This is a genomic window from Klebsiella sp. AqSCr (genome assembly GCF_008452795.1).
In the GTDB taxonomy this organism is placed as follows: domain Bacteria; phylum Pseudomonadota; class Gammaproteobacteria; order Enterobacterales; family Enterobacteriaceae; genus Klebsiella; species Klebsiella pneumoniae.
Map to the genome: position 1 here is coordinate 66,396 of NZ_MJDM01000045.1, position 23,899 is coordinate 90,294.

Consider the following 23,899-nt stretch of genomic DNA (forward strand, 5'->3'; position numbering starts at 1 on the left):
GGGACAGGCAGCCGAAGATCAGTAAACGAAACCGTCAACCTGTTGAGTGACGGCCGACTGGTGAATGTGCTGGTATTTTTCCAGTTCATCCTTTTTGACGGACAGTTTTTCCGGCTCCGGGTATTCGACGCTGTAACGGCCCCGGGTCTCGGTCAGTACCGAGGCGGCGAGGCTGAGCAGCTGCGTCGCGCGCCGGACTGTATCGGGGGGCACGGGGGAGACTTCGTCGAAATACATGGCTTCATCGGCAATGGCATACAGCACGCCATCCTGAATGATCATGCTGTCAGGGGCGTGTCTGATGTTGTCGTTTTTCACGATGGCCATAATGCGGTTGATACTGGCCGGACGAGGGCGGTCACGGCGGACTTTTGCCGGCAGCAGGTGAGACAGGCTGTCATACGTTGGCCATTCCACCTCAACAAACCGGTTGATGCGGACGTCCTTGTCGGTGATTTTGTCGTCATCCGCGATGTACAGGGCGTTGTTCCGGATCACGGCCCCTTTGAAGACCGTGGCCTGCTCACCCTGGTTTAAAGCCTGCAGTTCATCAAAGGGCAGTTTCGGTTTCTCCTGGACCGTAACGCGCCCGGTATCGGCATAGCTCCCCCCGATCGCGCCGGCGCGGTATTCCATACTGTCCTGAATGGCCTGGTATTCCATCCCGGCTGATTTCGCGGCGAACTCTGCGGTTTCAGTTGGATCGATGATGGTCCCGAAGATGCGGGTGAACATGTTGCCGAGCAGCGTCCAGAGCTTGTCCCCTACAGCCGTTTTGAGCTTCTGCAGGTCCTGACCTGCCAGAACGAGCGCATAGCCGAGGGAGCGGACCTGGGTGGCCAGCTGACCGATGGTATCGGAGTAGTACGAACCGACTTCATCTGCCAGCCATAAAAAGGGAAAGCGGTCCCTGAATTTTTTGATAACCAGTATGTCTTCCGCTTTCCCCTCCATCCTTTCGCCCAGGTCCTGGCTCAGGATCATCGCCAGCTGTGAGGTTGTCAGTCGCCCCAGCGTGAGCGCTTCTGACGCGGATAGCTCCAGTGCCGGGATAAGGATGACAAGAATACGGTCATTGTGGACCACATCCCGCAGGTCAATATCCCCGGCGCCGGATGAAAACACGTGGCCATAGGTATCGCTGAAGAGTGACAGCATACGGTTGTACTGGCTCGTCAGATAACCATGCTGGTTACGCGCCTCCTGCGACCACTCTGATGGCTTGGTGATCAGACTCATATCAAAGCCCGGCACGCTGGTTGAGAGATAATTACGCAGCCCGGTTCGAATTTCTTCGTGCCATTCCTCAGCTTCAGCCTGCAGATAGAGCTCCGCGAACTTATCCAGGGAGAGGTACTCCTGGATCAGCCGCTGCGACATCACCTTTTGTTCCTTGCGGCTTTTGTAAATCAGGGCCTTTGTCAGGACCTGGTTCATCCCCTTGGCTTTTTCCTGCCAGGTACGGTCGTTGCCGGCTTCCGGCATCATGGAATCCATCAGCTGCGTGATGTAGGTTTCCTGGGCCAGCGCAAACGGGTTCGTGTTATTGGACTGCTGGCGTGATTTGTCATTCTCCAGCAGGCGCTGAGAGCGGCTCTGGCCGCCGGTGATGTAGTTCAGCAACCGTAGATCGTCTTCACGGCCAAAGCGGCGGGACAGGGAGGCGACAGCAAACCAGACGTCATTCTGGGCCTTACCGTCAGAGAAGATCAGCCCTTTCGCCCAGCACAGTGCATTTAACACAAAACCAAGCAACATCTCGGTTTTGCCGGCACCGGTGGTGGCCATAAGAATGAGATGGCGCGTCAGGTCATCCATGCGCAGCCATATCTCACGGCCGCCATCGAGCGTGCGTTCGTATCCGGTATAGAACACGCCCGCCGCCTTTTCCATATGCCGGTTAAGCTTAGTGACGGGCAGAAAGCCCAGCAGTTTGCCGGGCCGCATGGTTTCCGTTGACGGATCCAGTCTGTCCATGTCCATTGGCATCCTCGCCGGCATTCGGAATTCATTCAGCATGAACATCGGGACCCAGACCAGCATGACCGGAATGGCCGCCCACAGAAGGACAGGCCAGACTATTGCCGCACCAAATATGGCGATAATGGCGAGCAGCAGGGGGCCGGTGCGATACGCCATCTCTTCGACCATGCTCTGATGTACCTGACGCTGCAGCCGGGCGGCATCGACCGGTTTCTGCTTCTGTTGCATATCAGTTCTCCGCGTTGCTGTGCTCTGCCATGAAGGCGCGCAGGGTGGCCGGATCTTTCATCGTTGATTGCGGTACATGGCGGCCGTCGTCGGCAATGACCCAGGGCGTGCCGGGGATACGGTATTGCCTGAACGCGACATCGTTAATGGCCAGCGCCTCGCCGGCGATTTTCCAGCGTTTATCATCGCGTTGTGCCGGGGTTTCTTTTTGATCGTCACCGGTTTTCTTTTTGCCAATGGTGAGCATGCCCTCGTCAACCGAAAACAGTTTCTTCCAGGCCGCTGCGCGGTGCGCCGTCTCCAGATACAGGACAGACTGGATTTTCCGGACAGATTTCTCTTTACCAATCGCAGAGACGGGGAAGACCACCACGTTGTATTCATTACCTAATGCTTCGACGACCGGCTCCCAGTTTTTGCAATTAGGGCACTCCGGATCGGCAAAAACGTACAGTGTCCGTTCGTGTCCGGAAGACAGGGGGACGGTGAAATAGCCGCGGCCTGCTGCTTTCTGCAGGTTCTGCATAATGTGTGGGCTCAGCGTTTCCTGACTGGCCACGGAAACCGGCCGAGTTGCTGAGGGCCGGACAGGGGAAGCTGCCGGCATCGGCTGGCCATTGTCGGCATTCGGTGTTGTGTGGTTGCCAAAATAGGGATTACCCGGCGCAGGGTTGCGCAGCTCCGGTAGTCCCTGGAAGCGCGGTGCGGCCGTTTCCGCCGTGGCATTCCGGGGCTCTGCCGGTCCGAACGGCGGCACGCCCTGCGAGGGTGTTGCAGGCGCAAAACGCCAGACGGCAAAACAGGTAACAAGTAGCGCAGCCGCGGGCAGGAGCGTGCTCTTCCACTTTATTTTCGGCTTACGATCGCTGAGTACCCGGGTAATGACAGACAGCAGTTGTTCTGCCTCTTTATAGTCCAGGGCCCGGTATACCGGATGGCTGCTGTAGGTATTCAGGCTGGCCATCAGTGTGCCCCCCTCGATCCAGAAACTCGGGTCCTCGCTCACATTGAGAGAAAAAATCGGTGTGTCGTCATTCAGTGAAGCAATCAGGTGATTACCAGATATACGGGCATTAAATGTCGGAGTCATCATCGTTGGGGCCTTATATAAAAGCAGGTTCATCGTCGTCCGCCGCCTCACCGGCTGCGGCGTCATGTGATACGTGAGGTGCGGTAACGGTCGATACGGCAGCTGAGGCGGTATCAGTGAGGGGGGAAGTGGACGGCCCGGTGTGTCTCCCGGCGTCCTGGTCGGGATGCGCCTCCGCTGCAGCAGCGTTATCTTCAGGCTGTTCTGCTTCTGCAGGTTCCGGTTCATCGCCCTGGAGGTCAGTAAAGCTGTCCTGGCTGAGCGTCGGGGGTAACCAGTCAGGTTCTTGCTTCCGGCGTTCGGTTTTCTTCACGCGTCGCTCATGCACCAGACCCAGCCCTTCCAGCTCGTACTGCAGCCCGTCGATGGCGGATTCGACATAGTCGATCTGCAATGGCAGCTTCTCTTTTCGTACCACGATTTCAAAACGCGTCTGAGCAATGACGCCCGCCCCCTCCACAAAAACGCTGGCGGTATCGGCACCGTGCAGGGCATACCAGAGTGTGCGATCGATGGGCTTCAGCCAGAGATACTGTGACGGCGGCAGGCGAATATCGTGGCCCAGCAGGCCGCTGAGAGCCGTTCTGACGTACTGGTGTGTGGCATGGATTTCTTTCATCCCCTCCGCCTGCCAGACCTTCTGAAAGGCTTTTTCTGCCCGGGAAAAATCAGGACGGTACAGATTTTTCGTGCGCTTACGTTCTTTACGGTTGCGCGGGAGGCAGCTGCGGTTCAGATCATCCAGCAGTTTTTTGGCGGCTTTCCGGTTATTCATCAACACCTGCAGGCCGAACACGGCAAACAGGGCTTTCTCATAATCCTGCAATGTGTCCGGAGAGGCCGACAACCGTGTACCCAGCTGAGAGATAAAAACGTCACGGGCTTTTTCCCGGTCCAGTATGCGCGAGGCGATAAGACCATGCCTGGTGGCGAACTCTTCCGGTTTTTCCGCCCAGCGGCGTTCCGGGCCGTCATCGTTCATTAACAGGTCCGCCGACCGGCTTTCTGCCAGCACCGGCACAATGGCCGGCGACCATTTGCTCATGATCTGCGGCAGCGTGTGGATATTGACGATACGCTTGCTCTTTATCGGCCGGGACGGATGGTTTTTGATACTGACCAGCGCACCGATGGCAATGGGGAGCAGAAAAATAAGCAGGATGCCGGACGTTTCATTCATCACGGCGAACCAGTCATGCCAGGAGACAGCCTGGGCGTGATTGCCGGTACGGGCCAGCAGGTTGATTTTTTCCGCGACCCAGGGATGGATACGCTGAAAATCGACCATCCCCCATAGCCAGTAGAGCAGCAGGCACGATACCCATACAAATTTACTGAACCACAGCCAGCAGATAATCACGAGGGCGGCAGGGATCAGCAGAAAGCCGTAGGCGTCATCATGGCCGGAAGCGGCCTGACGGTTCTGAGACATAGGGACCTCATTAACACGATAAGCAGATCAGGGATGCAGAAACTGAAAGCCCCCGGGACTCGGGGGCGGTATGGCAGAGGTGACGTTAACGCGACGGAGTGTCAGGTGTAGCTGAACATCGCCAGTCCGGTCTCTTTGCGGGCGGTACGGGCACGCTCATGGACCTTCTGAGGGAACTGCAGATCCGCATACTGCCGGTGCTCCATCGCACAGATGACGTCATATAGCGCGGAGGAATACTTCTCACCGCCCGGTGCATCGACGCTGACGCTGGGGAGTTCCGGGTTTTTGGTTTTGAGGGTGATGACATCCCCCTTATACGCCACCCGCGTCCAGCTGGACATGTCCAGCCCCATCACATCGTATTCCCCCTTGCGACGCATACTGACGTAAAGCAGGGTTCCCCGGATGGCATCCACGCCCAGATAGGTCCGGTTGCCCGAAATGATGACGTTCCCTTTCTGTGGCATAAACTCCTCACCACTGACGGCATTCACCACGCTGTTCAGCGCGCGGCGTCGCTTGCGCAGGGTAAACTGACGAATGATGAAGGGCGTCACAAACAGCACCCAGAACAGTAGCGCCTTGCCATCATCTTCAGATCTTGAAGATATGGTACAGATAAAGGCGAAAAGCAGGCACACAGGGAAGTAGATCATCGCGGCCCAGAATTTTAACAGTGACACGAAAGTTTCCATGCCGGTACGTTCCCGCTGGCTTTCCATAAGCTGCCCTCGTTGTTAATTTATGGTTAAATTATAACATAACCCATTGATCCGGGATAAGTTCGTTATCCTTTAAATCCATCCTTGTCCCCGGGGGTACGCTCTTTGGCATCCATTCCCGGGACGCGGCCCGGGTTAACCGTGCGCCCGACGCCAGCAAAGATATTCGAGACCGAATCGCTCAGGCCGCTGAACAGAGAAGCCCCTTCACGTCCGCCCAGGAAGCCGATCACGTAATCCGGGATGACGACCAGCATCGAGAACACTTTGGTGGCCACGGTGGTGGAAATCCGGGCATAGATAAGCAACCAACCAACGGCAGTAAACAGCCCGGTCCAGGAGTCAATCTGTGCGTTGGCCAGCGCCGAGGCAAACAGCAGGTTCAGGATCGTGCCGGCTGCCACGATAGCCACAGAGGCAAAGAAGAAGGCCAGTACCATCAGGCTGGGGCGCAGCATCATGTCGATAAGAAAGACATAGCCGTAGGCCGCGCGGCTTCCCCGGTCCTCTTCGGTGCCTAGGTGCGTGGCGGACCACATCGGGCCGGCGGCACAGCCAACCAGCACGCTGACGGACCAGTTCAGGACGCCGGTCATCCAGTAGATGAACGGGATCGCTGGCAGCAGCACTGACAGGCTGAAGCCCGCCGAGAAGAGGATCAGCAGCAGGAAGTAGAACGGAGGGGACAGCGCCTGCATGATAGCCACCAGGGTCGCTTTCCAGCCGGTCAGCCCGTTGGTAACTCGGCCCACGATATTATTACCGCTCCATGCAATCGACCCCTGAATGGCCACATAAGATGTCAGCGCCGCACCTACGGTATCCAGGGTGTAGTCCCCGATGGTTTTCATCTGCAGCAACGGGTTGAGCTGGTTGCTGTCGTCATTTACCTGGCCGATATTCCTTGTCGCAATCCAGTTTGTCAGCTGCTGCATCGGGCTGTTAAACAGTCCGATGAACACTGATTTCGGATCCTTTGCCCGGCCCGTCTCGATGTCCGTTTTGCTGGTCTTGGTACCGAGCGTTGCGGTGTAGCTGCTATTCTGCAACTGGGTGTTATAGGCGGTGAACACCTGCTGATACAGGTCGGTGTTGCCCATTTCCCCCAGGCCCGTCGGCCCGCTGACGGTGGGTGCCGATTTACCCACATCAGAAGTCTTGGCGTTCGCAGTCGCAAACGTCTGGTACCAGGCACCCAGAGCGATCCAGCCGTAGGTTTTCATGTTGCTGGTCAGGCTGCTCTGCAGAGTGTCTTCATAGTCAATCTGATTGAGCGCAGAGTTAATGGTGTTCTCATAGGCGGTTGCCGCATTCTGGATAGTGGTTTCGACATCGGTCAGCGTACCGGAGTCATCATCACGTTTGCTGATATAGGTACTGACAAATGCCTGTGCGGCGCTGTCGAGGGTCGTCTGCATGGTATCCAATGCTGACTTCTGTGCGCTGACAATAGCGTCAGTATCCACATCGGAATCAAACAAGACCGACCAGCTGCTGCTGCGCGTGGTCGTGGGGATTTTCGCGGTCCCACAATAGGCGCTGCCGTTGCTGGTTTCATAACTGCCGTCACTGCCGGAAGTGCTCATCTCTGACGTGCTCGCTGAGCCGGCATCGTCGTAGAAGCCGCTGAGCTGTTCGTTGATGGCATACTTGCACAGGTTCATCTCAAAAATCTGCTGGGCTGCATCCCGCGTCGAGCTGGCGACGGGTTGCGTGACCAGTGAATACCCGTCATCCATCATATCCACAGCTTTGTTTGTCAGCAGATTGGCGCCGCCCACCCCCATGATGGACGCCGCCCACAGCATGATCAGCTGCGAAAGCGACCAGCCGCTCGTTGTCGGGACCAGGGTGATGAACCCGACAAAGGACATGAGGGGCGCCATCGCGGTGCGCGTACTGCCGAAGACTTTGCCGGCATTACCCGCTTTGACAATGCTTTTGAGGGTGACAGTCAGAAACCAGAACAGAGCAATGGCACAGATAACGCCGTTCAGGATGCCGAACAGGGAACCGATGACGGTGGTATCCGTTGAAGTAAAGGGCGACGTCACCACGTCGCCAAAGATGGTAACCAACGCCTGGCGGGAGAGGTCACTTGAATTTTCAGCAGCGTCACGAATGGTGCTGTACGTCACGTCATCGGCCAGGGCCGGCAACGAGATGAGCAGCAGCAACAGACCCTGCAGGGGCTGCTTAAATAGTTTCATAGAAAGCCTGCGCGTAAATGAGTAAGAACAGAGGGACCCGTTCAGATAGGGTTCAAGGCGTCTTTGATCCAGTGTGCGTGGTGGAGGAAATCGCTGAATCGTCCGCCTTCTTCGTCACTGACGCGGCGTTGCTGCAGCTGCCAGAGGCGGTACTGACATATCACAACCTTCAGTGCCGCCAGACTGGCCAGCGCGGCGAAGATCACCACAAAAATGATCGCCCGCCAGAACGTCATCGAGGGCAGGGTGGAGGCCGTCAACAGTATCATAGCCATCAGAACGGGCGTCAGGACCAAGAACAGCCCGGCGACCACCCACCACAATCGCTTGAGAAAACGGTACTTCCACAGCAACTGCGGCAGACTGTAGCCACTGGCCTGGACAGCCTGTTCAAATGTCAGCTTCTCGCGTTTTTCCTCACGCGCCTGACGCCGGAAGGCCTTCAGCCGGAAGATACTGCTCTTCAGGGACTGGCTGACGTCCGCCCCCACACGGCGCATGTCGTTTATGGGTGTAAAAATCGAGACCGACAATGAAAGGGCCTTGCGGGCCCTTTTTACTGCCGTTGAACGCGGTGTCTGTCCGGCCGGTTCGGTCTGGTCATCATGGGATTTGTGTGTCATTTGGCGACGCCTCCGCTGATTTCCTGCATCAGTGCCTGCAGCTGCGGGCGATATTCCCGGTCAGCCGCCAGGGCGAGTTGCTGGCCGGCGATAATGTTGCTTTCCCTGAGCTGGTTCTTAATGCCGAGCTGCAGATAATTTGACAGTGACTGTACCCGGATCAGTTCGCGCATCAGGTTATCGCCATCCATTGCCTGCAGGTCTTCCTGGTAATCGGTATTGGCATACCGGCGGCCGACTTCGAAACTTTCAAACTCGCGGGCTGACATCTGGTAGTTACTTTTGGCCAGATCTGACGCGGTGTCATCGAAATACGACCTGGCGGATGCATTTTCCAGCGCTTCTTTCAGCGCGGTGGTCGTGCTGCTGTTGGGTTTACTGTCCGCAATCATCGATAACTGCGGTTGCTGGGCGGCACTCTGAATCGCCTTGTACTGCGTCAGCAGGCCCTGGTACTGCCAGCCGGTTTCATTCTTGATTTCTCCCTTGCCGAGCGTGCGCCCGGGACTGTGTTTCGCGCTGTTCCGCATGTACGCCATCCCGGCATCGATCTGGTCATCACTGAAGGTGAGTTCCGGCTCTTTACCCGCGGCGCCGGCACCGTCATAGAGCGACTGGACCTGGATGTCGCCGCCAGGCATGTCGGAGGACACCGACTGGCACAGCGAGGTGCCGCCATACACCGCGTATTCGGCACTGGTGCAGTAATTCGCGTGAATGGCGGCGCTGCGGTAATCATCCTGCGCGGGGAGAACCGGCGCGGAAGCCACAGCTTTCTGAATGGCCGAGTTGCTGATCCCGCTGCCTGACGCCAGAGAGGACGCGGTGGCCCGGGCAGTATTATGAACCTGATGCGCCACGCCGGACGCCGATTCGCTGCAGATGCTGTCCGGCACGCTAAAGCTGGCGCGAGCCTTTTCCAGACGTTCGGTTTCACGGCCGAAATTGTCCGCCTGACGTTGTGCCTGGAAGCCTTCTGTCAGTGTCGCCGTGTTTTTATCGCTCGCCTGGGTAATGGCGCTGCCGATTTCCGTGTTGGTGGTCAGGATTTCTGCCAGCGTGGTTTGCATCGTTGTCAGATGGGGCACAACCTGGCTTGTGATCGGCACGCTGGAAATAACGCTAACCGGGTAGGCAGCAAGAGCCTGTCCGCATGCGATGGACAATGCGGCGGCTAAAAGTTTTCGTTTCATGGATTCACCTCAGAGGCGGTAACCGCGTTTTTCGATAATTTCCCGGGCGAGATGGCGGGTGACGTTCCCGGCGTCCTGTTCGCCGGCCTTCTTGCGACGGAATTCAATGACACGCTGAGCCGAACCGTGCTCAAAGTTTTCCGCCAGAATGTCGCGCGCGGTGGCGCCATCCAGTTCCTCATACAGATAATCCCGAAGGGCGGTGTCGCCCGGCGATGAACTCAGCGCCCAGAGTTCTTTCGGGCCCGCGGTGTTTTTCAGAATGTGGGCGATGCGACCGGCTTTCGTGCGGAATACGGCAAGAAAGCTCGTCCCGCTGCCATCAGCGGCCGGGCCTTTCGGTATTTGCATGAACTTCCGGATGGTGACTTCCGGTACCTGGAAGTGGTCGACAAGCGCCCGTTCATCTTCGGGGCGGCAGTGCATGAGATACACCGAGTTGGCCGATTTCAGAATCGTGTCAGGGAAGTCGGTCAGGTACTGTGAGCACAGTACGGTACGGATACCAAATTTACGTTGTTCACGATCCTGCGTTTCCAGCATCGGGAAGATAAACGGCACGTCCGAAGCGTTGTGGAGTTCGTCGTAGTATTTCGACTTCACTTCCTGGTCAAGCTGATCCAGTTTTTCCATGTGCATCGGCCGGTACATCTCCGGTACCGCGGCCATCAGCTCTTTACGGTACTGCGGCAGGATGAAGTCTCCGCCGCTCACCTGGCCGGCGAAGAGGTACATGATGCCGGTACGCAACTGCCCTTCGGCACTTTTATCCCCGACGACATTATTCAGGTCGATGGCAATAATGCGGGTGGCCGGGTTAATAATGAACCGGGTCCGGCCGGCCAGCATTTTATAAGTGTTACACGCCTGGCCGATCACGCGGGCGACATACTCTGTCAGCAGCTCCTGGGAGTTATCACGACAGACGTTGCCGAAGCTCGCTTTGATCTCCGGGCTGTTGATGTACTCGCTCATGTCGGAGAGTTCCGGCACGGCGAGGAACTGTGCCAGCTGGGCCTCTTTCACGTAGCCGGCGCTGAACAGCATGTCGCGGACGTCATACCAGGGACAGTCGTCCCACCATTCCTCGTCATACCGGGTCCAGAGGCCGGACGCTTTTAACGCCCGGGTGATCTCCGGCGATGCGCCGTCTGAAAACTTATTGGGGCTGGTTTCATCCTTATCGCGATAGGCCATCGTAATCACCCGCTCCAGCAGGACGTCGATATCGCGGGAGTTAGGCGGCAGACCGGTGTTGGAGTCAATACACATCGCGGTCAGCATGCTTTTCATCCAGGTTAGTTCCGGGGCGATGGGGTAACGGGCACCCAGCTGGATGTCAAACATATTGCGGCAGTGATCGCTGTGATTGCGCAGCGCCCAGCCGATGGCTTCATCCTTGCGTTCCGGGGGCAGGCTGTCCCGGATAAGCTGGATTTGTCCCTGGGCGCTGTAGCCCTTATCGACAACCGCGATAAAGGGCAGTTTTTGCTGGGCGTTGCACACAATAGCATTGCTGAGCATGTTCATGATGAGCGACTTACCCGAACCGGGTTCACCGACAATCACCTCGGTGTGCTTATTCTGCTTCGCTGACGCCAGCCCCACCGGAATGATTTTGCCGTCAGGGGTTGGGAAAACAATCGAGGCATCATCGGACCAGGCTGACGCGGGCCGGCTTAACGGCAGCAAGCTGAGCGCATCTTTCAGCGGTGGATACAGGTTGTGTGGACCACCACCAGTCCGGGCCGCCAGTAACGTTGACGCCCAGGCACGGTAGGGATTACCAAACGTACTGGTCACCTCACAGACGCCCCAGCCCTGAAACGCTTTGGTCAGCAGGGTGAGGTTCAGCGTTGCCTCTTCCTTCGTTTCTCCCCAGGTTGAAGCCACTATCGTCATCACACAGACCGGATCGTGACTGTCGCGCTTCTTCAGTTCTTCCACCGCCTCCCAGATGGGGCGCAGTGGCGGGATATAAGCGGTATACGTGAGCAGGGTGCCTTTCCATGACAGACTCTTCAGTCCTCCCGGCATGACATCCATGCGAATACGGTACGGTACGGAACGGGGGATCCGGGCTTTCAGCTGAGCGAAGGTTAATAGCTGCTGTGGGCCCATCGCCACGGAGAGCGTGGCGTGCCACATGCCGTTAATGTTAATGAAGTTGTTTTCGGCGTCGGCATCCACACCCATGAGCTGGTAGTTCAGCCAGGGGGCGAAGAGCGGTGAAGCGTCTTCCCGGTTACGTTTCCCGTGAGGTCTGACGCGATCGGACGCCAGCACCGGCCGCCAGGCTTCATCGGTGCCCTTCCTGTCCACCTGACGGCGGATCTCCCGGCCCAGTTGATGGACATCCATCAGATCGATAAGCTGGCCATCCCCCCCGTCAAAAAGGGCGGTTTTTATCGTGTTGAGAAAGGCGTCATGGCGAATTTTCAGCCCTGTCAGTTCGGAGAACGCGGGGACCTGGCCAAACTGCGTGCCGGGCGCTTTACTGACGAGTCCGCTGATCCGACGCATGTCGCCTTTCAACTCCTGAGGCGAAAGGGTTTCTCGCCCCGTCCAGCAGGTCAGCCAGACGCGTTCACGGCTGACCCACGGGGAAATTTTGGCGATCTTTTCATCCAGAATGTCCGCCATGTCCACACCAGTGCGGGCAATGGAGCGGTACTGGTGTGCCAGCAGGCGCTTCAGTTCCGCATTGCCCTGGTTGGGGTCATTCTCCATCACCATCGAGATTTTGTGGCCCGTCGATTTAAAATCCGTGGCCATTGCCGTGGCCACTTTATTGATAAACCCGTCAAAACTGAATTTCTGACTGGCGGGGGCGTCCTCATCCATTTCACAGAAGCCACCCTGTACCTCAAAAGTAGAGGCATAATGGCCGGCGTCGGTAACGGCGATAAAGGGGACCTGCATATCCGGATAGAAGTTGCGATCTGACTCCGTCAGATTGACGATGGTCCGCAGGTCGCAGTAGTCCGGCATTGCATTAGAAACCGTGTGCCGGCTGACCGAGGTGATGAAATCTTCAACCGCATTCATTAATGACATATATAGCTCCTACAGCCTGGGGAGTGTGAGAGTGTTCAGCAGGGCGTCCGCGTCCATGCCGGCAGGCAGCAGCAATGTGAGATCGCTGAACACGGTGGCCGGCAGGACCAGATGACAGCCTGCCAGTCGCTGACGGAATGCCCGCCGGTCATCCGGGTGTAAGCGTGACATCACCGCCGCAAATTCAGCCGGGCGGGACGTATCCCAGGCGCGTTCGGTTTCCCGTTTGTGGCGGCGCATCCATAGCAGCACCCGTTGCCCCTGTTTTTTCGCGTGACTGTTGCCGGCGATGGCCGCGATACAGGCGATCCGTTGCAGGTTCACGACGTCTGCGGCATGAAGCCCCGGTAACCAGCACAGGTCGCCCTGGTGTGCTGACGCCGTGTCCAGGTTGTGGCTTATCCAGCAGACTGCACAGACCGCGTCGTTCTCTGCTTCACTGAGCCGGAAAAGCCGCCGGGCGGGCCACCGGCACCGTGAGCAACATTCAGCATTTACCTGAACTGGTGAGGGCGGCGTGTCATCACCGCTGACATCCAGCCAGGCGACATCATCAACACCTTTTTGTGTCACTGAGACCTCCGGAGGGCAGCACGAAGGCTGCCCGTTGTGATGATTAGCTACCGGAACCGACGGTGACTTCGGTCAGACCCACCTGGCTCTGCGAACGGCGAACGATTTCACCCAGCCCGATGAGGAAGATCCCGACAACCCAGCCGATAATGATGCCTTTGGTGGTGATGTGCGGACTTTTCTCCTTGTTCTTCATGGCGATGATGGTCGCAAACACGATCAGCACACCGACACCTTCGGCGAAAACCAGCGCGTCTTTTTCCACATCGCTCATCCCGCTCGCCCCCTCATCAACCATGTCGGTCAGGGTACCGTCAGCGAGGGCGCTGAGCGGGGTTAACGCCACCAGGCTTGCCATACCGGCAGTGAATTTACGTTTCATGGAATGGCGCAGCTCATGTGCAGTGATGGAAGCTTTTAAGACACGATCGAAGATTGCAGACATAACGTCTCCTTACAGGTAGTTTTGGTTTAAATGTTCCGCGAGAGCGGAGGACAGACTAGAGAGACAGACCGAGGCTGGTCTGGATAGCATCGAGCAGTGTCGGGGCGCAGATAAGAAACACCCCGGTAATGAATTTCACGGCGCCGGTTCCCACATCTTCACCGGCTGACAGACCGGTGTGGCCGTCTTTCAGTGAACGTTTAATGCGCTGTGTGCCGGACAGTGCATAGGCTATACCCAGCGTCTGGAGAAGCGTCAGCAGGGCATTGGCCGCATCGGCACCCTGACCAAAGGTGTCGGTGGAAACATACGAGACCTCATCAAAGGTGACATCAGACCAGCCGAGCTGGGCGGCCCCAGCATTGATTATCTGGGACAGCCCTATCAGCATGCCGCCGAGAATGACGACGCCGATGATTTTTCCCGTACCGTTGTGGCCCGGCACCTGGCGGGCCAGTCGGGCCTCTTTGGTCAGTGCGAACATCACCCCATAAATGCCAAGCACAACAGCCAGGGCGAAGATGAACCGGTTACCACTGGTGTGGATCGCACTGGCCAGGTTGACCAGTGCCGTCAGGGCATCAACCATGTATCCCCCTTAACGGATCACGCCTTCAGTCGTGAATACCTGGCGGTTTGCCGAATCGATCCGGATGATGTTGACTTTACCGTCAGCCAGGGTATCGCCCTCACGGACGGCCCAGGTTTTGTTTTTCCAGAAGATCCACGCCGCACCGTCCTGGACTGAACTGACCTTCATGCCTGACGTCAGCAGGCGCGGGCGATGGGGGGCGGACGTTGCGGTATTGACCTTCTCCACCTCCAGTGTCGCCACCCGTGACTTCAGGATGTTGATCTCCTCCCGATACTGGCTCTGCAGCTGCTGCGCGGTGGCCGCCTGCTGCTGCAGGGTTTTCACGGTGTCGGACAGCCGCTGGATGGCTGTACGGTTGGCTTCCGCGTAGGTTTTGACGCCGTTCACCATCGTGGCCACTTCCTCTTTCACGTTATCGCTGGCCGGTGGTGACAGTGTTGAGGACAATGACCGGTTGTCTGGTTGTGAGGCTGCCGGAGGAACGTTTTCAAAGCCGGCCGCCGCATTCAGCTCATCCTGTGATGACGGGGTGGTGGTGCCAAAGAGATACCAGATGGCCAGGGTGGCGGCGATGAGAATGCCGATAAGCCAGGGACCGTTCAGTCCCAGAACATACTGTTTCTCCAGAAGAAGATATTTCAGACTCGGTTTCTCATGCTGCACGATGGCCGATATATCTGGCTGATCATCCTTGTCTGTGGCGGGATGATTAAATTCATTCATGTTGTTTTACTCCGACGTGTTTTCAGGCTGTGACTGGGTCCGGATGCGTGACTGCGTTTGTTCCCGTAGCTGTGCGAGCGTAGGGCTGACCGGCGAAAGTGCGTTGCCGGTATGGCTGTCCTGCGGGTTTGCCAGCGGGGTGGCCGTGTTGCCGGTGGTGTTCTGACCGCGAGGCTTGATTTCATCAGCCGTGGTGACAGCAGCCATAAACTCGACATAAACGGCCTGGCCGGCATCCACCGTGACCTGAGTCGGCGAAATTTTGGCGGCGTCCGACTTGAGCACGTCAGCGGCATTGGACGCGGCACCGCCTGCCACCACGCCGGCCACCGCCTCGCCATTCGGCATCCCGGCATGGCTGGTCACCGTGCTGTAGCCGTTGGTCAGGATCTCGGTATTGGCATCCGCATAGAGGTCACCGGCTTTACCGATACCGGCAGCAATCGACGGCAACAGGATGCGGGACATATAGTGGTGATTCACGTCAGTGGCCACATTGGCCATGAGCGTGTCGTCTTTCAGCGCATAGGCGTCAACACGGTAGTTTTTGCGGTTCCAGTACATGGTTGTCATGTGGATCACCACGCCGTCCCCGCCGAGTTGTGCCTGAGAGGCTTTCAACACCGCACCCTTATAGGGGCCGGTATAGAGCCTGACGACCGCCGGCGAATGGTTGTTGTCGGAATCAATACCAAAATCCACTGAGCCGGGCACACGTGTATAAGCCGGGATCAGCTCGATGACCGGGGCCGTGCTTTCCCCCCCGCCGGATAATCCCCCACCGGTTGTCCGGGGCATGATGGACGATGTCCAGTCAGCATAAGCCGATTTGGCCTGACTGCCTTCGGCGGCAGCGCCCGGCTCGGTTGCCACGGCCAGAGAGACCTGCTGCAGATCCGGCGACTGTGCCGACGTGTCCATTGATGCGAGGAGTTTATTCAGGGCTGCCTGGTCTGACTTACTGAGGCCCTCGTCCTTTTTCTTCTCCTGCTGTTTTTCCTCGTGAGCGGGCTTCCGCTTTTTCTCTTTCGGGGGGGCTTCCACGGTATGCACCGGGGTGCTCCCGCCTACCGGGATACTGGCGATGAAACTGGAATTATCCGCCCGTGCGGCACTGGCGCCCTCCCGGTTGTATTCGTGCAGGAGCTGACGGTACTGCTCAGTTTCTGCACTCTGGTGTTTCCCGGCACTGGCAACGTTGGTCACATTGATACGGGAAGGTGTCGGCGGCGGGGCAAAAAAGTGGTTCCAGAGCAGGTAGCCCCCTCCGGCAACGCCGGCACAGACGAGGGCAGCCAGCCCGACCAGTAATGTCTTATCGCGACTTGCGTCATTTTCGTTGGCCATGCTTCACTCCAGAGTAATGTTCAGTGCCTGAGAACGCCCCATCACGGAGAACGTCACATAGGGCGTGACCGGGAGCTTAAAGAGGTGCATCCCATCAGCGGAGGACAGCGTCTGATCAAACTCATCGACTATCTCAGCGCGCGTCCGGATAAAGAGGTCGTCGCCCAGCTGCCAGACGGTGGTATCAGGCACCTGCCCGGTCGCTTTCAGGCGGTGTGCCTCCCTCGGGGGCGTACCATCCAGGAAGGCCTGAAGCGTGTTGTCGTAAAGGCCGATTTTCGATTCCGGCGCGGCCATCGGGCGGGCGGACGGTCCCCGCTGCGGAATGCGCAGATCCAGACGGTTATCGACGGTCCACACCCGGGACTGGCTGTCGGTGTCACCGCTGGTAACTTCCACCGAAATCGGTACGGACAGGCCTTTCAGCAGGACGGTAATGCTGCCGCTCGCATAGGGCCGTTTGGCCACAATGGTGACGATGGGTGAGTCCGGGATGTAATACACATCAAAGTCCTTCGTCATCGGGTTCGTCGGCTTGCCTGCCACAGGCCAGGGGGCACCCGTGGCATCGGTAAAACTCAGGTTGCTGGGATGGTTTACCGCTGTGCGGACCAGAGGCAGACTGGAACCCGGTGACAGATTCACCGTCTGCGCACTGATGCGGGGTACCACCGTCATCGCCGGGGAAGCCAGCGCCCGGTTGATATTCTCTTTCTGCCCCCGCAGTTGCCGGACTTCATCCGGTGTCAGGGGCGCAACCTGCTTCTGCGCGGCACTGTACAGCGGCGAAGGCGGCGGGAGTTCGTCACTACCTGGCGTCGCCGCCGGTGCCGGGTCCGTCTGCGAACTGGCCTGTGGCGCGGCGGCTGTTGATGCAGATGGCGGTGCGGCCTGAGTGGTTTCAGGCGGTTGCACCGGCGGCGCCGGTGGCTGTTCAGCGGACTGCGGCGGTAATCCGGCTTTATTCATCAGCGCGGCATCCTGTTGGGGGCCGTCAGTGACCAGTATCGGATCGGCAGAGTGAGGTACCACGGTCTGTTGAGTCTCCACCGCCCCGACGTTGCAGCACATCACGGCGAGTAAAGAGAGTGCAAAATACGGTTTCATGCGTTCTCCGTTAATGACTGGAAGTCATGATGGTCTGCCTGACCTCCAGGCCGAGGGGCTTTTCCCGTGGATCGGTTTGCTGGATAGTCAGCTCGATGATGTAATTCGCTGCGGGCAGGCTGCGCTCCTGGCCATCGAGCTTCAGGGAGACGGGATACTGAACCCTGACGGTATAGATCCCGTTAATAATGCCCTGGCTGTGTACGACCCCCGGCGAGACGGTGGTGGACAGGTTCATGCGTTGATCGCGCACCATCTTCAGCACGTTCGAGCTCGTCAGCGCCTTGTAATAATCGGCGTATCCCTGATTGGTAAAGCGCGTCATCACTGATGTCATCTGCTGACGGTAGTGAACGAAGTCCATCGTGAAAGCCCGCTGGATGGTGTCGGCGCCGAAGCCGGCAATGTCTTCCATCGACCAGGCCGGTTTGTTCAGTGGATAAATCGGTGTGACACGGCCGCTTTCCGTGGCGAAGTAGTGATTATCCGGGTGATACACTTTCCACAGCGTCACGCCGCTGAGGGAAGTGGTGAGCAGGAACGCGGTGCCCAGAATGAGGTTTGATGTCAGCAACTTACGGGCGAAGGTCGCCCCCAGCGCCTGCTCATTTTGCAGGCGAATGGCTTCGTCGTAGACCTGTTGTTCCTGCGCTGAAAGGGAACGCGTTGTCTGAGGCACAGACGAGTCTGTGCCCCCTGTCGCGGGTGTATTCATGGCGTTTTTCCGTAAGAAAAGGAGACGGTCGGGGATTAGTTGGTTAACTCATCCCAGGGGTCAATACTGGACGGGATATAGCTGTTCACTTCACTGACCACGGTACTGCAAATTTCATCCGCGTAGCCATTCAGAATGGAAGACAGGCTGCTGAAATTTGGCATGGTAATGGACAGGGTCCTGATTTTATCCAGGCAACTCTGCAGGGAGTCAGAGACATCTGATTCCCGTTCATACCAGGCTTCGGCCGCTTTTTTTGCTGTCTGGTATCCCGTGTCACTGCCTGTCTCGGCCGCGGTGGCAGCCCGGCAGGTGGCGGCCTGCAGCGAGAGGGGGGTCAGGAAGAGGGCGCAGACAACCAGGGCGCCCAGTGTTTTTTGTACTGGCATAATGGATTCCTCATGAGGGTCGGGTGCTGCGTGTTACCCCGGGCGTCCGGCTCCCGGTGCGGCCTTGTGATGATGTTCTGCCCGGGGCTGCGACTTTGGGTAGTCGGTGTCGGGACGGAAAGGTTCATCAAATCCGAGTCTGGCGTGGATAGTCCGGGGTAAGGTTTCCGGATTTTCCAGCTTACCAATCAGCTTTTTGTCCGTGTCGGTCTCCCCCGCGAAACGAAAGGCCATGGCATCCCGCGCAACGGGCTTACCTTCCACCTTGTTTAAGGCCTGTCCGTATCCCACGGTTTTGAGGCCATCAGGGGTTATCGCGTTGATAATCAGACTGGCATTGCTCTGATTTCCCGTCATGGAAGCCAGGACGTGCTGGTACTGTCCGTTAATCTGCGCAATGCCCTGTAGGTAAGGGCCATGCCCTTTGACCAGGTGCAGTGCCAGCTGTCCGTCATCCCGCCAGGCGCTGACGACCGGGGTCGTGGACTGGCCATCTTTAGCCGGAAGTTTTACCGTGGCCGGGTCGCCGGCATCGCCCGTTCCCCGCCCGTCGGGCCGTATCCACAGCAGGTTATTTTTCTGCTCGGCGATCGGTGGCACGTTCTCTGCCTGCACGGTGCGCAACAGACGGGCCTGTATTTTGCTGTACTCATGGAGATCATACGCGGAGAGTGTTTCCCCGGTAGTGGGTGTCGCCGGCGGGCGAACGCGGGGATTAACCAGCGGCGTCATGCTCCATGAATTTCTGTGCGCCGTGATCTGTTCGTATCCCTGGATTTTTCCGTCCTTCATGACGGGCTGATTGACGGTGACAGGTTTATTCCCTTCAAACTTCAGACTGACGACCTGACCTTCACTGACGCGGCTCTGATTGATGGCCTGTTCCAGCTCTTTTCCCCAGACCTCCCGGACTCCCTCGCGGGTTTCGAGATGAACGTAATAGTTCATGCTGTTCCGTTCATTGAACTGGTAATGCGCCCGGCCATGCTCCAGCAGGCGCCCCTTCACGCCGTCTTTAAAGTCCTCGGCTTTCGTCGCTAAAGGTGGTTGCCCCGCCGGTTCAGAGGCCTTAACCGGCGGTACGGCCGTACCACCGGGCGGGACCGGGGAGGGTTGTTCTCCTGCCGGTGCTGGACCGGGCGCGTTTTTGCCGGGACTGGTCTGAACGGACGCATCCGCAGGCATCACGGGCGTGGCATTGATACTGTCGCGGACATCCGGCCTGTCAGCGGCCTGTTGTTTCAGGGCCTCGTTTAACATGGCCTGCTGTACCGGATCGCGCATCTGAACATCCAGCCCGTGTGATGCAATCAGCCCGATAACTTTCGTCTGAAAGGTCTCGCTGCCGGTGATCTGGATCCTGCGACCATAATGCTGCATTGCCGTGAGCAGCGCGGCCATCACCATGTCATCCTGCTTACTGGCATCCGGGGTTTCCATTGTCATCCGGTTGCCATGATCGCGAAATGCCGGCTGGCCATCGAGCTTGTACAGCACCGTGTTGCTCTGCATTTCATGCGTGATGCGCTGAAGCAGGGCATTGGTATCAATTAAGGTTGATGCGGGCACTGTCTCTGGGGTGAAGTTACCTTCGCCCGGCGCGCGGGGCCCCCATACAATGGCATTTTCAGTTTCATCCGGCTCATTCGCAGCGGTCGTCGAGTTTTCTGCCGTGGTTTTTGCTTTTACCGGTGCCAGATTGTCATCTGCCGCCGGATCTGCAGATACCTCTGGTTCCGCAGGTGCTGAGGTCACTTTCAGAAGGCTGGCGAAGGTGGGCGTCGCTGCTGCTTCCGGTGCCGCTGCTGCTTCCGGCGCCGCTGCTGCTTCCGCAGCCATCATGGCTTCATAACTCTCCATATCTGCGCTGGTATTGTCAGGCCCTTCCTGTGATACGTTGTCATACGCGGGGACCGGCTCAGCGAAGGGCTGCGCAGGTGCCTGCTTTTCAACTGGAACTGTCATTGTTTGCGTCTCCGGGTGATACAGATGTGCAGCAAGGCCGGGTGTCTCCGCCAGTACGGTTTTCAGTGAATCCAGCCCGCGAGCTGAATGGAGATCGTTGAAATCAGACAGCCCTGCTTTCATTTCCTGCTCAGTAAATGGCGGTATCACAACATGTCCGTCAGGCACACGATCGGCGGCCTGTAACGCCATAAACAATCCCTTCATTTCCTTCAGTTTTTCTTCATCCATATAGAAACCCGGATCGCTAGGGACAAAACGGGAGGACTGAATGGCAAGGTACAGATCGTCTTTGTTATCGTTTTTCTTCAGGTCCATATCGGCCATGAAGAAGTGCGGGCTGTCGGGGAACCGCTGTCCGAATCCTTCCGCTATCGTTCTCATATTGCCGGCATCGATGGCCATCACGACCGGGAAGCCTGTCGCTGCAGTGAGGCTTCTGGCCGTCGCATACCCTTCGGCATACAGAATGGGCTGGCCATTCACCGGCATGCCGCCGGTGATAAAAAAATTGCCGGCTTTGGGCGCTTCAGAATAGAGTTTCTTTTCCCCATCTTCGGCGATGTACTGCAGGGACTGAAATTGACCGTCCTGGTTATAAAACGGTACTACCAGTCGGTTGTTGCGGGTGACACGTAATGCCGGATCGGCGGAAACGCCTTTACGCATCAGATAAGGATGTGAGTCTGTCGCCGGGGCCAGCTGGTCATAAAGCTGGCTGGCCGCACGGGCTTTTTCCGCATAGGCCTGCTGCCGGACACGTTCGCTATCGTCCTGCGCCTGGCGGGTTGCAGCGCGAATGTGCAGCCGTGTCAGCGGGTCCGTTTCTCCCCCCTGAGCCCGCCACCGTGAAACTTCTTTTTCCGACGAACGGTGATAATTCACAAAAATGCCGGCGGGATGGCCGTCAGTGAACCCTTTATAGGCACCGCCCCCTTCCCGGTGTGATTTACCTTTTTTATCCTCTTCGACTTTGGCCCGGTGCCATTTCCCGTCCATGACGGGGAGGCCTTCCAGGATGAAACCGGCTTCCTTTAACCTGTCAGCAAACTCCACCCGGGGGTCGGCGTCACCCGTTGCCCGCGCGGAAGTATCAGGGAGCCATAACCGGATGCCTGCTAAGGCGGTGCCTTCCCGTGCATACCAGAGCTTATCGTCCGGTGACCAGCTGATATTGGGTTTGCCGTCACTGGCGAGGCCGCCTGCGGCGACGGCTTCATCTTTTTCTTCATGGGGTACTGCGAGCCACAAACGTCGGTCTGCGACCTGAGCATGCTGAGCCATACACGATACCTGCTGAATTATTCATAGAAGCGGCGATACCACCAGGGACGACCGGCCTTCCGGCTTCCCCGCACCATGTGTAGAAGACGTTGCAGCAACACCGGCCACGACCAGCCGAAATGCGCGATAACGCCGAAGAACGTCAGTACGCCCGTGCAGATCCACAACGTCATGAAGGTCGGGAACTTGCACCAGACGAGATAGATCAGGAACATCCCGACCGGGACACCGTAAACGGTCAGCGGCCGGCTGGATTCACGCCAGCGGTTTTCCACGCTTCTCATACGCAGGCCTCCATTTCCCGAAGTTCTGCAGGCGATACAACGGAGAGCATTTCATCGCGGTCAATGATGCCCTCCCGGAGCAGCGTGAAGGCTTTATCAGCGATGCGGCCTTTCTTCTCCCGCACTTTCCGGTTCAGCAGGTGGCCCCATTCGGTATAAGGCACCTGAGCCATTTCGTTTCGCAGAGGCTGGTCGAATACCAGGTATTCGCGTACCGCCTGACGTTTGCCGTCTGTGGTTCTGAGCAGACGCTGGACGATGATGTACTGCATCGTGCCCATCACATCGCGTGCCGTCGCCTCCCGGATTTCAATCGGGATACCGGCTAACAGACGGGGGATCGTTTCGCCAACGGAATCCGTGTGGAGGGTGCTCAGGCACAGGTGACCTAACAGTGCGCTCAGCACGGCGGCCAGAATGGTCTCGGTGTCGCGCATTTCCCCGACGCCGATAATGGACGGTGCCCGGCGAAGCGCCGCCCTGATGGCTTCAGCGAAGGTGGCAACATCCCGGCCGAGCTCCAGCTGTGTCGCCGGCAGCACATCGCCTTTACGGCCGATAATGTACTCCACCGGATCCTCAGCGGTGGTGATTTTGCGGTCAGGGAAGAGGTTCGCACAGTAACGGTAAATGGCGGCCAGCAGGGTGCTTTTCCCTGACCCGGTTTCACCGCAGACCAGACCAAGGCCTTTATGGGGCAACAGTGCTTCAAACAGGTCCGGCTCGATCCCCATCGCTTCCAGCTCAGGAATGGCTGTCGGGATGACGCGCTGTGTCATGGCACAGGTGGTCAGCATGTTGGCTGCGGTTGCCTGCACAACATTGCAGCGAAAGCGCAGGCGTTCACCGCGATCGAGGCCATAGCGTTTATTCTGATCCCCATCGAGCTGTATGGCCCGGTCCTGGGGGGTTCCTCCCCGGACCTTAGCGCGAAGTTCCGGGTCAAATAATCCGTCAATAATGTCCGAGAGGATATTGTCCGGTAACGAGAAGGGCGTCACCGGTACCATCCGGCCATAGCGTTCGATGACGATGGGGTTGCTGCCCTGAACGTGAATGTCGCTGACGGCATTTTTGGCTGCCCATACCAGAAAGGCTTTGTAACTTTGCACATTAACCGCACCACCGAAATCAAACATTTCAAGATCGGGGGTGGAGGGATCAGAAGGTTTGGTGGGATTCATGGTGTGACTCCGTGTTGATGACCGGTTTCCAGTGACCTTTATTTGGATTGAACTCGGCATGCCTGCGCAGATTGCGGACGCGATCGCCTGTGACCAGTTTTTTATGGCCGCCGCTGACGCTCTGTTGTTGCTCGGTAATTTCCGGGCGAGAGATATAGCCTTCCCGCAACAGGCGTGAGTAGAGCAACATGCCCCGGTAATCCCGGGTCAGGCGGTTAAAATTGGCCTCCAGTGTGTGATCGGCACCGTCACGTCCGTCCTGCCAGCCTTTCTCCACCGCTTCCTGCCAGATTTTCCGTTCATCACTGTTTTTGGGGATGACGCCACCTTCCTGGCCAGAGGGGGATGTCGTGCTCAACCCGGCCAGTAACCAGCGGCGCCAGGACGGCGGGTTACTGACAAAGCGTTCCGGCAGAATGATTTGGTACACGCGGCTTGCGGTGCGGATCTGATCGTCGGTGATATGCGCCACATCCTGCGCTTCGTCGATGACAGGCGGTAACCAGCCTTCCTGACTGACGAGCGTTCTGAAGTCATACAGGGCATTCAGCGCGCTTTCCCGGGCATTCAGCGCGTTAACCAGCTCAAATGCACGTTGCGCTTTCCCGCCCCGGAATCCGATGGTGTGACCTGCTGATCGGATGATGGCGGCCCGGGCGTCAGTGATGTCACTCTCACTGTCATTGCTGATGTCCAGGTAGTGTTCCATACCCTGTGGGATTGACGGCTCGCTGTCGTCTGCCATCG

General features: G+C 57.7%; 20 protein-coding genes. All 20 read right to left on the reverse strand.

The features are described from left to right. Positions 1-18: 18 nt before the first annotated feature. Positions 19-2,211, reverse strand: coding sequence for an F-type conjugative transfer protein TrbC (gene trbC / locus BHE81_RS26905; protein WP_064357960.1), 2,193 nt, complete (start codon positions 2,209-2,211; stop codon positions 19-21). 1 nt (position 2,212) lies between these two features. Then, positions 2,213-3,304: a thioredoxin fold domain-containing protein gene (locus BHE81_RS26910; protein WP_172622156.1), complete on the reverse strand. Its 1,092-nt coding sequence runs from the start codon at positions 3,302-3,304 to the stop codon at positions 2,213-2,215. Between the two features lie 306 nt (positions 3,305-3,610). Continuing rightward, the gene (locus BHE81_RS29190; RefSeq protein WP_227538285.1) at positions 3,611-3,796 is read right to left on the reverse strand and encodes a DUF6504 family protein; all 186 of its coding nucleotides are present in this window, start codon (positions 3,794-3,796) and stop codon (positions 3,611-3,613) included. A gap of 1,038 nt (positions 3,797-4,834) precedes the next feature. Then, positions 4,835-5,458, reverse strand: a complete 624-nt coding sequence (gene excA / locus BHE81_RS26915; protein ID WP_087843235.1) for a plasmid IncI1-type surface exclusion protein ExcA — start codon at positions 5,456-5,458, stop codon at positions 4,835-4,837. Positions 5,459-5,523: 65 nt separating this feature from the next. Beyond that, positions 5,524-7,668: a DotA/TraY family protein gene (locus BHE81_RS26920; protein WP_103468673.1), complete on the reverse strand. Its 2,145-nt coding sequence runs from the start codon at positions 7,666-7,668 to the stop codon at positions 5,524-5,526. 41 nt (positions 7,669-7,709) lie between these two features. Next, positions 7,710-8,291, reverse strand: a complete 582-nt coding sequence (gene traX, locus BHE81_RS26925) for a conjugal transfer protein TraX (RefSeq protein WP_103468672.1) — start codon at positions 8,289-8,291, stop codon at positions 7,710-7,712. Then, positions 8,288-9,484 carry a conjugal transfer protein TraW gene (gene traW / locus BHE81_RS26930; RefSeq protein ID WP_103468671.1) on the reverse strand — a complete coding sequence of 399 codons (1,197 nt, stop codon included), beginning with the start codon at positions 9,482-9,484 and terminating at the stop codon, positions 8,288-8,290. The genes traX and traW overlap by 4 nt, the downstream gene beginning before the upstream one ends. Positions 9,485-9,493: 9 nt before the next feature. After that, positions 9,494-12,541, reverse strand: a complete 3,048-nt coding sequence (locus tag BHE81_RS26935) for a conjugal transfer protein (protein WP_103468670.1) — start codon at positions 12,539-12,541, stop codon at positions 9,494-9,496. Between the two features lie 9 nt (positions 12,542-12,550). Then, on the reverse strand, positions 12,551-13,114 hold the full coding sequence (locus BHE81_RS26940) for a conjugal transfer protein TraT (RefSeq protein ID WP_149888859.1): 564 nt from the start codon (positions 13,112-13,114) through the stop codon (positions 12,551-12,553). A 43-nt stretch (positions 13,115-13,157) separates the two neighbouring features. Further along, a complete protein-coding gene (locus BHE81_RS26945; RefSeq protein ID WP_032440588.1) occupies positions 13,158-13,559 on the reverse strand; it encodes a DUF6750 family protein in 402 nt (133 codons plus the stop codon). 55 nt (positions 13,560-13,614) lie between these two features. Then, positions 13,615-14,148, reverse strand: coding sequence for a conjugal transfer protein TraQ (gene traQ, locus BHE81_RS26950; protein ID WP_064357947.1), 534 nt, complete (start codon positions 14,146-14,148; stop codon positions 13,615-13,617). Positions 14,149-14,157: 9 nt separating this feature from the next. Then, positions 14,158-14,877 carry a conjugal transfer protein TraP gene (gene traP / locus BHE81_RS26955; protein ID WP_103468721.1) on the reverse strand — a complete coding sequence of 240 codons (720 nt, stop codon included), beginning with the start codon at positions 14,875-14,877 and terminating at the stop codon, positions 14,158-14,160. A gap of 6 nt (positions 14,878-14,883) precedes the next feature. Continuing rightward, on the reverse strand, positions 14,884-16,224 hold the full coding sequence (traO, locus tag BHE81_RS26960) for a conjugal transfer protein TraO (protein ID WP_103468720.1): 1,341 nt from the start codon (positions 16,222-16,224) through the stop codon (positions 14,884-14,886). Between the two features lie 3 nt (positions 16,225-16,227). Then, positions 16,228-17,193 (reverse strand): DotH/IcmK family type IV secretion protein, encoded by a 966-nt coding sequence (locus BHE81_RS26965; protein WP_416333003.1) that lies wholly within the window; start codon positions 17,191-17,193, stop codon positions 16,228-16,230. A 148-nt stretch (positions 17,194-17,341) separates the two neighbouring features. Further along, complete coding sequence (locus tag BHE81_RS26970) at positions 17,342-18,010, reverse strand: DotI/IcmL/TraM family protein (protein ID WP_196548568.1); 669 nt, start codon at positions 18,008-18,010, stop codon at positions 17,342-17,344. A 71-nt stretch (positions 18,011-18,081) separates the two neighbouring features. Then, a complete protein-coding gene (locus BHE81_RS26975) occupies positions 18,082-18,435 on the reverse strand; it encodes a conjugal transfer protein (RefSeq protein ID WP_103468718.1) in 354 nt (117 codons plus the stop codon). Between the two features lie 33 nt (positions 18,436-18,468). Further along, positions 18,469-21,684: an LPD7 domain-containing protein gene (locus BHE81_RS26980; RefSeq protein ID WP_103468717.1), complete on the reverse strand. Its 3,216-nt coding sequence runs from the start codon at positions 21,682-21,684 to the stop codon at positions 18,469-18,471. Positions 21,685-21,701: 17 nt separating this feature from the next. After that, positions 21,702-21,968 carry an IcmT/TraK family protein gene (gene icmT / locus BHE81_RS26985; protein WP_032440577.1) on the reverse strand — a complete coding sequence of 89 codons (267 nt, stop codon included), beginning with the start codon at positions 21,966-21,968 and terminating at the stop codon, positions 21,702-21,704. Then, a complete protein-coding gene (traJ, locus tag BHE81_RS26990) occupies positions 21,965-23,152 on the reverse strand; it encodes a plasmid transfer ATPase TraJ (RefSeq protein WP_077255878.1) in 1,188 nt (395 codons plus the stop codon). Before traJ ends, icmT begins: the two co-directional genes overlap by 4 nt. Beyond that, positions 23,130-23,897 carry a type IV secretory system conjugative DNA transfer family protein gene (locus BHE81_RS26995; protein ID WP_416333002.1) on the reverse strand — a complete coding sequence of 256 codons (768 nt, stop codon included), beginning with the start codon at positions 23,895-23,897 and terminating at the stop codon, positions 23,130-23,132. The genes traJ and BHE81_RS26995 overlap by 23 nt, the downstream gene beginning before the upstream one ends. Between the last annotated feature and the right edge of the window lie 2 nt (positions 23,898-23,899).

Excerpts from the sequence above, each read along its gene's own strand:
- BHE81_RS26935 (WP_103468670.1), bottom strand. The coding sequence starts at position 12,541 with ATGTCATTAATGAATGCGGTTGAAGATTTCATCACCTCGGTCAGCCGG.
- icmT (WP_032440577.1), bottom strand. The coding sequence starts at position 21,968 with ATGAGAAGCGTGGAAAACCGCTGGCGTGAATCCAGCCGGCCGCTGACC.
- BHE81_RS26995 (WP_416333002.1), bottom strand. The coding sequence starts at position 23,897 with ATGGCAGACGACAGCGAGCCGTCAATCCCACAGGGTATGGAACACTAC.
- traW (WP_103468671.1), bottom strand. The coding sequence starts at position 9,484 with ATGAAACGAAAACTTTTAGCCGCCGCATTGTCCATCGCATGCGGACAG.
- BHE81_RS26975 (WP_103468718.1), bottom strand. The coding sequence starts at position 18,435 with ATGCCAGTACAAAAAACACTGGGCGCCCTGGTTGTCTGCGCCCTCTTC.
- BHE81_RS26980 (WP_103468717.1), bottom strand. The coding sequence starts at position 21,684 with ATGGCTCAGCATGCTCAGGTCGCAGACCGACGTTTGTGGCTCGCAGTA.
- traP (WP_103468721.1), bottom strand. The coding sequence starts at position 14,877 with ATGAATGAATTTAATCATCCCGCCACAGACAAGGATGATCAGCCAGAT.
- BHE81_RS26945 (WP_032440588.1), bottom strand. The coding sequence starts at position 13,559 with ATGTCTGCAATCTTCGATCGTGTCTTAAAAGCTTCCATCACTGCACAT.
- BHE81_RS29190 (WP_227538285.1), bottom strand. The coding sequence starts at position 3,796 with ATGCCCTGCACGGTGCCGATACCGCCAGCGTTTTTGTGGAGGGGGCGG.
- traO (WP_103468720.1), bottom strand. The coding sequence starts at position 16,224 with ATGGCCAACGAAAATGACGCAAGTCGCGATAAGACATTACTGGTCGGG.
- excA (WP_087843235.1), bottom strand. The coding sequence starts at position 5,458 with ATGGAAAGCCAGCGGGAACGTACCGGCATGGAAACTTTCGTGTCACTG.
- BHE81_RS26910 (WP_172622156.1), bottom strand. The coding sequence starts at position 3,304 with ATGATGACTCCGACATTTAATGCCCGTATATCTGGTAATCACCTGATT.
- traJ (WP_077255878.1), bottom strand. The coding sequence starts at position 23,152 with ATGAATCCCACCAAACCTTCTGATCCCTCCACCCCCGATCTTGAAATG.
- traX (WP_103468672.1), bottom strand. The coding sequence starts at position 8,291 with ATGACACACAAATCCCATGATGACCAGACCGAACCGGCCGGACAGACA.
- trbC (WP_064357960.1), bottom strand. The coding sequence starts at position 2,211 with ATGCAACAGAAGCAGAAACCGGTCGATGCCGCCCGGCTGCAGCGTCAG.
- BHE81_RS26920 (WP_103468673.1), bottom strand. The coding sequence starts at position 7,668 with ATGAAACTATTTAAGCAGCCCCTGCAGGGTCTGTTGCTGCTGCTCATC.
- BHE81_RS26965 (WP_416333003.1), bottom strand. The coding sequence starts at position 17,193 with ATGAATAAAGCCGGATTACCGCCGCAGTCCGCTGAACAGCCACCGGCG.
- traQ (WP_064357947.1), bottom strand. The coding sequence starts at position 14,148 with ATGGTTGATGCCCTGACGGCACTGGTCAACCTGGCCAGTGCGATCCAC.